We start from the raw sequence: 7,884 nt of genomic DNA, 5'->3' as shown, positions 1-7,884 counted from the left end.
ATGAATCGATGCAGGCAGCAGATGTATTCAGTTCGAACCAAATAGATTATCTAGATATGGTAAGACAACGAGTGGAAGGAGGCACAGAATTACAGAAAAATCCATACAAAAAGCAAACCCTGGCTTGGGCCACATGGTTATTAGCTAGACTGGCAGGATGGAGCGGATATAAATCTCATGGTCCACCAGGATATATCACAATCAAAGAGGGGTTAGATAAATTCAACCAACAATTTATAGTTTATGCACAAGTAATGGAACACAAAGATGTGTGTAAAGATTAGCTGAAAGAGGGGAATTATATACAGCACGTTACTGATAATAAACGTCATTCATATTGATTTTTATGCAATAAAATAAAACTTGAAATGATTTTTTATGATATAGTACTATTTACTATTAGCTTTTAAAAACGACAATAAAACTTTCTCATCGTGTGCTAAATCCAATTTACCTGTTACTTTATTGTTGTTCATTTTTTTTATGTATTTGCCAAGCTCATCGTTTTCGTAAGCAGTGAGCAATAATGGATATACGTAAGAACTCTTGCAAACAGCTCTGGTATTGCCCAATTTTTTCGCCACACAATCTAAAACAGTAACAATAGCTTTTTTGGAGTTTAAATTAAAAGTCTCATCAGCACTACACTTCGAAAACTGGCGCAATGCTTCTAACGTTCCTCCCCACGTTCTAAAATCCTTTGCCGTAAAATCGTTACCTGTAATTTCTTTAATGTAAGCGTTTATTTTACCCGAATCGATACTTTTATGCTCATTCCCATTCGAATAAAACTGAAATAATTCCTGCCCGGGGATATCCCTGCATTTCTTGACCAGTTTTGCAAGCGACCGGTCATTTAACTCTACTTTTTGCTGAACACCTTTTTTACCCACAAAATCCATGGTGATTGTACTGCCATTTATTTTAACATGCTTATCTCTAAGCGTAGTTAAACCAAAAGAACCATACAGTTGCTTATAACTTTCATTACCAACTCGGATTAATGTTTTTTGGAGTACATCTACCGAAATGGCCAATACTTTGCGTTCGTCGAAATCTTTCCTGCGGAGGTCTTTATCCAGATTTTTCCGCGCATTGGGCAATGCTTTTGCAAATTCCAATAAACGAAAATATTTATCCTCCGATCTACGGCTTGTCCACTTTGCGTGATATTTATATTGTTTCCTACCAGCAGCATCAATGCCTGTAACCTGCAGGTATGCATTTGGCCTATTGGCAATCCATACATTTTGCCATGCGGGTGGAATAACTAATGCTTTTATCCGGTCGAGGTGTTTCTCTTCGGTGATTTTATTCCCATCTTTATCTTCGTAATGAAATTTACCCGGTTTCCCTTTACGGTAAATCCCAGGTAGCGCATCAGTTACATATACCAATCCGCTTGCCCGAACAACATCTTTGCCTTGTACCATTTTTGCCTATAAGTATGGGTTTATTTTTAGTTATTTTGCAAAACTTTAACGCGGGTAGCCGCATTATTTTAAAACACAACACTTTCTTATGAAAATAGTTTTTATGGGCACACCCGATTTCGCGGTAGCCTCTTTAGATGCCTTGGTACAAGCCAATTTTGATGTAGTTGCAGTGGTTACTGCGCCAGATAAACCTGCTGGCCGTGGCCAAAAACTGAATGAAAGTGCAGTAAAAAAATATGCAGTAGAAAAAGGAATTCCTGTTTTACAGCCTGAAAAATTAAAGAATATCGAGTTTATTGAGGAATTAAGAGCTTATCAAGCCGATTTACAAGTGGTAGTGGCTTTTAGGATGTTACCAGAAATAGTTTGGAAGATGCCAGCTAAAGGAACCATAAATTTACATGGTTCGCTGTTACCGCAATACCGTGGTGCAGCCCCGATTAACCATGCGATTATAAACGGAGAGAAAGAAAGCGGCGTAACTACATTTTTCCTTAAACAGGAAATTGACACGGGCGATATTATCCTTAGCGATAGCGTTCCCATTGCCGACGACGAAACTGCGGGTGAGTTGCACGATAAACTGATGATTGTTGGCGCAAATCTCTTGGTAAAAACGCTTCATGCTGTTGAAGCCGGCAATATAACGGAGCAACCGCAGCCAGAAAATGGTGATTTAAAACATGCTCCAAAGATTTTTAAGGAAGATTGCAAGATCGACTGGAATAGTCCGGTGCAAACCATTCATAATTTAATCCGCGGCTTAAGCCCTTACCCAACTGCTTTTACCTCACTTAACGAGAAAAATTTAAAGGTATTTAAAGCCGAAATAGAAAATAAAGAACCAGGCATTGCAGCCGGAGGCTTTTTAACCGATGGAAAAACTTATTTAAAATTTGCAGCAAAAGATGGCTTTATCAAGCTTTTAGATATCCAGTACGAAGGTAAAAAACGGATGCTGATTGAAGATTTTTTAAGAGGAATGCGGTTGTAATTTATCTATGAAAGGTCGTCAAATGAGGCTGTATCATATTGTGATTCCATTCGAACTTGTCACGTTGAGCTTGTCGAAACGCTTTACAGGGTATTTAAGCAGGTCCTTCGACAGGCTCAGGATGACAATTCTATATTTATGATACAGCCTCCTTTAAGATAATAAAATGGCTCCTCCATTTTGCAGTACTCCAGTAAGGGTGAAGATTAGTATTTTATATGCAGCAGTTCTTTTTGGAAAGCAATTGTAGTAGCTTTTGGGTTATTGCAGCCCCGCTCCCGCTTCTGCCAATGAAGGATTGGCATCTCGCTTTGATCGGGTTTAGGTGGCTACACAAGTGCAATTATTTGGGTTTAAATTGCATAGTAGAACTGTCCGTTGTTAAATAAACCCGACCGGCAGCGTTATCCCGATTCCTTCTATCGGGATTAAGCAAAGGCCGGGACTATCGGTACCGAAGCACCACAAGCTTTGCTTTACAAAAAATTTGAACAGTTTTTAAGGACATGATAGATGCTGAACTAAATTCAGCATGACTACCAAGGTGATCTGCGAGCAACAAACCATGAGATAGTGCTATAAATTATTCAGTTTATCGATCAAAAATTTCGACACCTCGTTAAAATAACGTTTCCTGCCGTAACCCATTACCCATTGAATACCTTGCGTAGCATTGGTGATAAAAACTTCTTCAGCTTCTTTTAATATTTCGGGGTTAATCTGCGCTTCGATTAAAGGCATATCGTTCATTTTGCACAACTGCATAATGGCTGTACGCATTACACCACTAATGCAACCTTCAGCCAATGAGGGTGTATAAATGTGCTTATTATATACTACAAAAACATTGGCACTGATGCTTTCGCAAAGAAAACCATATTGGTTCAGGATCATCGCCTCATCTAAGCGGTTCTGGCTTTTAAAAAGTCCGGCCATTACATAAAGCAGTGCATTGGCTGTTTTAAAATTCGAGAGCCTATTAACGGGTTTGGTCATTTCATCAAAAACATCAATGATCAAACCTTTGCTGTTCAACTCGTAGGTGGATGCTTTTAAGGGAATGCCTTCTAAAATGTAACCTGCTTTATTGATTTCGGGTGTGTAAACGCCTGCTCCCCCCCTATAAACCGAAAGGCGGAAACGAACATTGCCATTCCATTTGTTGCGTTTGGCCAAATCGGCAGTTTTTTGGCGCAGAAAATAATCGTCCATTAAAGCATGGCCGTCTATTTTTAGCGCTTTCATGCCAGCTGTTAACCTATCGGCATGTAAGTCGGCAAATTGCAGCTTATTATTAATCATCCGCATGCTTTCGAACAGTCCATCGCCAAATTTGAAACTTCTGTTCGAAGCCGTTAAAATCGGGGCATCTACCGCCTGAAATTCATCATTAAATAAAAGGTACTCCTGAAGCATATTTTATGATGTAGCGATATAATTTTCCCACTTGGTTAATCCAGCTTTAAAATCGGGCGGCAATGGCGATTCAAAATACACGTATTCTTTAGTAGTTGGGTGGATAAAACCCAAACTTTGCGCATGTAAAGCCTGACGGGGCAACAATTCGAAACAATTATCTACAAACTGTTTGTACTTATTAAACGTAGTCCCTTTTAAAATCTTATCGCCACCATACATCGCATCGTTAAAAAGTGGATGACCAACATGTTGCATGTGCGCCCTGATCTGATGCGTACGGCCAGTTTCAAGCTCACAACTGATCAAGGTAACATAACCCAAACGCTTTAATACTTTATAGTGCGTTACAGACCATTTACCTTTTTCTTCATCATCGTAAATATCCATCACACGGCGGTCTTTCACACTTCTGCCAATGTAACCAGTTACCGTTCCATCGTTTTCGATATCGCCCCAAACCAGTGCAATATACTTACGGGTAATGCTGTGGTCAAAAAACTGACGTGCGAGGTGCGTAATCGATTTTTCATTTTTGCTGATCAGCAATAAACCTGAGGTATCCTTATCAATGCGGTGAACTAATCCTGGCCTGCCATCATTACCGGGCAACTGGGGGAGTTGCTCAAAATGGAATGCCAAAGCATTAACCAAGGTTCCTGTATAATTATTAAAACCAGGGTGTACAACCATCCCGGCAGCTTTATTTACGACCAAAAGATCGCTATCCTCGTAAATAATGTCTAATGGTAAATCTTCAGGATAAACTTCGGTATCGCGCGGTGGATGAGGTAAAACAATAGATATTTCATCATAAGGTTTAACCTTATAACTCGCTTTTATCTGTTTCTGATTAACCAGTACATTCCCAGCATCAATTGCATTTTGAATACGGTTTCGGGAGGCATTTTCTACACGCACCATCAAAAATTTATCGATACGCAGCAAAGACTGCCCTTTATCGACAACTATTTTTAAATGTTCATATAATTCCTGCTCTTCTGATTCCTGCAATTCGACCACATTTTCCATGGCGCAAAAATAAACTTTTAACTCCAAGAATTTTTCAATGATTGCAGTTTTCGAAAAAACAGCGCTATCTTTACGCTCAATCAAAACATTCTAAATTATTTATATGAAAAAATGCTACTCTTTAAAGGCGTTATGCGCCTTATTTTTATTGGTGATGGTTCAAAAAGCGAGTGCTCAACAAGATGTTGGAGGCCTATTTGTTGGAGGCCCCGCAGATGCAACCAAACTGGTTAATGCCTATTTTGATCCTTTGTACAAAGGTTTAGGCTTAGGATTGACAGATGGATGGTCGAACACGGCCAAATCGAAAGGATTTTTAAAGTTCGATCTAAGGGTTTCGGGATCGGCAGCTTTTGTTCCACAATCAGGCAGAAGTTATGATGTAAATGCATTAGGGTTAAACAACATTAAACCTGCTCCAGGAGCATCATCTATTGGTCCGACGGCATTTGGGGATGATAATGAAGGTGGCAAAATGCAAATTTATACAAGCAGTGGTATCCCTACAGGTAAGTTTTTCAACCTTCCTCAAGGTGTAGGTTTCCATGTTGTTCCATCATTGCAGATACAGGCTACTTTGGGCTTACCCAAAAACATTGATGTTACCTTAAGAGCAATGCCAAAAATTAAATTAGGTAGCGATTTAGGTAGCTTATCGATGATCGGTTTCGGTGCAAAAGTTGAACTTTTACCTCTTTTTATGGGCTCAACTACAGAGAAATTAATTCCTGTAGATATTGCAATAGCAGGAGGCTTTACCCAGTACAAATATAATTTACCTTTGAATATCAATAATACTGCAAATTCAGATCAGCGTATTGATGCCAAATTCAATGGCGTAAATTTTGATGCCATCGTTTCTAAAAAAATCTTGTTTTTCACCCCTTTTGCCAGCATCGGTTACCAAACCTCGAACACCAATTTAAAGGCGCTTGGTACTTATAAATTTGAAGATGGTGCCAGCAATGCCACTTATATTGATCCAATTTCAGTGAAACAAACCGATATTGATGGCGTAAGAGGAAGTTTAGGCTTTCAGTTGAAGTTTGGTTTCTTTAAGTTTTACAGTTCATATACTGCGGCAAAATACAGTATGGTTAATGCTGGTTTCGGTTTTGGTATCGGCAAATAATTAATTTTCGAATATAATAATGCTTAAAAACACCTGAAATACTCAGGTGTTTTTTATTTTTACACGTGTTCGAAGAAATATATAGCCCTGTACATAAAATAACATTTGCACCTTTTAATAACCTGTTTGTTAAAAGGGATGACCTTATTGATCCTTATATTTCCGGCAACAAATGGCGTAAACTCAAATACATTTTAGCCAAGGCCCAAGCAGAAAACAAAACGCATCTGGTAACCTTCGGGGGCGCCTATTCTAACCACCTTGTGGCAACTGCCGCAGCAGCATCAAGATCCGGGTTAACTGCTACTGCTTTTGTACGTGGAGAAGAGGTAAAAAATGAGATGTTATTGCTGTGCAGTTTATTTGGGATGGAACTCATTTTTACCGACCGAGAAAGTTATCGGGACAAACACAAATTGTTTGACCAATATTTTGCGTCTGACACTCAAGCTTATTTTATAAACGAAGGGGGTGCATCAGTTGAAGCCACTATTGGCTGTGCAGAGGTAATTGACGAACTGACAGAACCATACGATCATATATTTTGCGCTGCCGGAACAGGAACCACAGCAGCAGGCTTATTGAGCGGGATCCAGCAACATGGTTTAAATACAAAACTCCATATTATACCTGTGTTAAAAGGTGCTTCCTTTATCAAAGAGGAAATAGCGAAATATACACCTATATCCAACCATCTTGAACTTCACCTCGATTATCATTTTGGAGGCTATGCAAAAACCACTCCTGAACTGATCAGCTTCATCAAAACCTTTACTTCAAAAACCGGACTGCTTTTAGACCCTGTTTATACCGCAAAAATGTTTTATGCCATCCAGGACTTAGCAAAACAAGGAGTTATTGGTAAAAATGAAAAAGTGTTAGCTATTCATACGGGAGGGCTAATGGGCCTCTTTGGCATGAAGGATAAGTTTTAAACTGGTATACCATCTTTGATGCCACTTCATTTTGCAGATGCGCTTAACTATCTGATCAATCTTATTGGCCCTGAATAAAAAAAGGGTCCTCATTGCTGAGGAACCCCAATAAGATCTCTAAATCGTCCCGTTGATTTGATTCTTGTTATAAAAGTATTGCTATTTTCTTTCGAATGAAATAAAAATAGAGCAAGGCTACTAAATAATAGATGAAGATGCATTATTTACACACATTGAATAATGCTGTTGAAGCATATTTAATTTCTTTGATACGCCTACATTAATACCTTGTTCGATGGTTTCGAGCGAAATAGCATGAAAACAATTACTAAAACGTTTTCTGGAAATATCCAGATCAAAATACTTGACTAAGCAGCTTTCCCGAATTTAATTCAAGCATTATTTATCGATTAATCGCTTTCACACACTTTGTTCCAGATCTCTCTGTAAAGTTCTTCGTGGCGTTTAAATTGTAGGTGCACGTAAGGGCACAGTGGAATTACCTTCAGGTTATTTGTCCGTACATAATTTACCATCGCATCAAGCAATAGTTTTGCATAACCTTTGCCCTCTTTTTCCGGGTCAATTTCGGTATGATAAACCGTTAAATTTTCTCCCTGAATATCAAAAACCATTTCTCCATATTTGTCACCTTCATCATAAAGTTCAAATGCGCTAGGCTCTTCCTTTTGGATATTTAATTTAACTTCTGCCATAATACTTAATTCGATAATATTTTTAAAATATGCTAATCAACCGATACAGCATTAAATGTCTGATAAATCAATTAAAGGTAACCAATATCTGCTGATTTATTTATTAATTTCTTTAATCGCCAGTGATTCGTAATATTAATTTTAATAACCCTAAAATTTGACTTTAAAAATCGTTTTCGGGAAGTTTTTTCACAAAAAGTTTTCCACATTGGTGAAGTCCAAA

The 7,884-nt window shown here is 38.4% G+C and carries 7 protein-coding genes and 1 pseudogene; 4 read left to right on the top strand and 4 right to left on the bottom strand.

Annotated features, from left to right (window positions below):
* A pseudogene (locus tag EZ456_RS23745) lies at positions 1-284 on the top strand (hypothetical protein); the annotation flags it as partial.
* A 105-nt stretch (positions 285-389) separates the two neighbouring features.
* Here EZ456_RS23745 and EZ456_RS23740 read toward each other — a convergent pair.
* Positions 390-1,433: a DNA topoisomerase IB gene (locus EZ456_RS23740; RefSeq protein WP_131534512.1), complete on the bottom strand. Its 1,044-nt coding sequence runs from the start codon at positions 1,431-1,433 to the stop codon at positions 390-392.
* 88 nt (positions 1,434-1,521) lie between these two features.
* Between EZ456_RS23740 and fmt the strand changes: the two genes are divergently transcribed.
* Positions 1,522-2,430, top strand: coding sequence for a methionyl-tRNA formyltransferase (gene fmt, locus EZ456_RS23735; RefSeq protein WP_131534510.1), 909 nt, complete (start codon positions 1,522-1,524; stop codon positions 2,428-2,430).
* 576 nt (positions 2,431-3,006) lie between these two features.
* Here fmt and EZ456_RS23730 read toward each other — a convergent pair.
* Positions 3,007-3,846: an aminotransferase class IV gene (locus EZ456_RS23730; RefSeq protein WP_131534508.1), complete on the bottom strand. Its 840-nt coding sequence runs from the start codon at positions 3,844-3,846 to the stop codon at positions 3,007-3,009.
* 3 nt (positions 3,847-3,849) lie between these two features.
* A complete protein-coding gene (locus EZ456_RS23725; RefSeq protein ID WP_131534506.1) occupies positions 3,850-4,878 on the bottom strand; it encodes an RluA family pseudouridine synthase in 1,029 nt (342 codons plus the stop codon).
* 103 nt (positions 4,879-4,981) lie between these two features.
* Between EZ456_RS23725 and EZ456_RS23720 the strand changes: the two genes are divergently transcribed.
* Both EZ456_RS23720 and EZ456_RS23715 read left to right on the top strand, forming a co-directional pair.
* Positions 4,982-6,010, top strand: coding sequence for a DUF6588 family protein (locus tag EZ456_RS23720; RefSeq protein ID WP_131534503.1), 1,029 nt, complete (start codon positions 4,982-4,984; stop codon positions 6,008-6,010).
* A gap of 65 nt (positions 6,011-6,075) precedes the next feature.
* Positions 6,076-6,945: a 1-aminocyclopropane-1-carboxylate deaminase/D-cysteine desulfhydrase gene (locus tag EZ456_RS23715; RefSeq protein WP_131534501.1), complete on the top strand. Its 870-nt coding sequence runs from the start codon at positions 6,076-6,078 to the stop codon at positions 6,943-6,945.
* Positions 6,946-7,355: 410 nt separating this feature from the next.
* Here EZ456_RS23715 and EZ456_RS23710 read toward each other — a convergent pair whose 3' ends face one another.
* A complete protein-coding gene (locus EZ456_RS23710) occupies positions 7,356-7,661 on the bottom strand; it encodes a GNAT family N-acetyltransferase (RefSeq protein ID WP_131534499.1) in 306 nt (101 codons plus the stop codon).
* Between the last annotated feature and the right edge of the window lie 223 nt (positions 7,662-7,884).

This window comes from Pedobacter psychrodurus, assembly GCF_004331735.1.
In the GTDB taxonomy this organism is placed as follows: domain Bacteria; phylum Bacteroidota; class Bacteroidia; order Sphingobacteriales; family Sphingobacteriaceae; genus Pedobacter; species Pedobacter psychrodurus.
This window is presented reverse-complemented; position numbering and strand designations above follow the sequence as displayed.